Origin of the sequence: Leucobacter komagatae, assembly GCF_000834055.1 — a bacterium.
GTDB lineage: Bacteria > Actinomycetota > Actinomycetes > Actinomycetales > Microbacteriaceae > Leucobacter > Leucobacter komagatae_A.
The window spans coordinates 1-1,031 of sequence record NZ_JXSQ01000062.1 but is presented as its reverse complement, the minus strand read 5'-3'; the positions used below and the strand labels follow the sequence as shown (position 1 = coordinate 1,031).

Here is a 1,031-nt window from a genome sequence, read left to right as displayed (position 1 = left end):
GTCTCCGCCACGGTACGGGGCACGATCGCCACCACCCTGACGGTCATTACGATCTCCGCCGCGGTACGGGGCACGATCGCCACCACCCTGACGGTCGTTGCGGTCTCCGCCACGGTATGGGGCGCGATCGCCGGTCGGACGGTCGCCACGGTACGGAGCGCGATCGCCACCACCCTGACGATCATTACGATCTCCGCCACGGTACGGGGCACGATCGCCACCGCCCTGACGGTCGTTACGATCTCCGCCACGGTATGGGGCGCGATCACCGGTCGGACGGTCGCCACGGTCGCTGCGTGCCGGGCGCTGCTCGTCGCGGCCGCCACGAGTCTCGCGGAACGGGTTGCGGTCGCGCTCGTTGCGATCACCACGCGGGGCACGATCGTTGCGATCGTAACCACCGCTGCGGGACTGTGCACCATCAGAACGACGGGGTCGCCCGGTATCCTCGGGTCGGTCCTTACGGTCGTTCATGTGGTGCTCCCTATGTGATTGTTGTCTCTTCGAGACGGTACTTCTTAGTTTACAAAATGAAAAAGGGGCTGCTCAGACGAACTGACCAATCATGGTCAAATTCATCTGAACAACCCCTTATAAAAGTTGTTCGGCGGTGTCCTACTCTCCCACGAGGTCCCCCTCGCAGTACCATCGGCGCTGTCAGCCTTAGCTTCCGGGTTCGGAATGTGACCGGGCGTTTCCCTGACGCTATAACCACCGAAACTCTATTGACAAACAACAACCCACCCAGACAAGCACCACACGGATGCACTTTCGGGGGGTTGTGGCCGTACGTCAAGAACCACAAAGTAGACGCGAACATCGTTACATAACAGACTCATGCCCCACCACTAACAGGTGGGATAAAATCAAGTCATCGGCTTATTAGTACCAGTCAGCTCCACACGTTGCCGTGCTTCCACATCTGGCCTATCAACCCAGTAGTCTACTGGGAGCCTCACAGGGTTGGGCTGTTCGCCCATTAAAGCGGTACGCGAGCTGGGTTTAGAACGTCGTGAGACAGTTCGGTCCCT

At 59.6% G+C, this 1,031-nt stretch carries 1 protein-coding gene, 1 rRNA gene and 1 other annotated feature; of the genes, one reads left to right on the top strand and one right to left on the bottom strand.

The genetic code is table 11. The features are described from left to right. Positions 1 to 492, top strand: a 492-nt coding sequence (locus SD72_RS18105; RefSeq protein WP_042545595.1) for a hypothetical protein, incomplete at its 5' end; no start/stop codon positions are given. Positions 493 to 602: 110 nt separating this feature from the next. On the opposite strand, the gene rrf is transcribed toward SD72_RS18105, so the two are convergent. Then, positions 603 to 719: ribosomal RNA gene (gene rrf / locus SD72_RS16665) — 5S ribosomal RNA — on the bottom strand. 155 nt (positions 720 to 874) lie between these two features. After that, positions 875 to 1,024 (top strand) — a sequence feature (most likely nonfunctional fraction of RNA operon). The last annotated feature ends 7 nt before the right edge of the window (positions 1,025 to 1,031 follow it).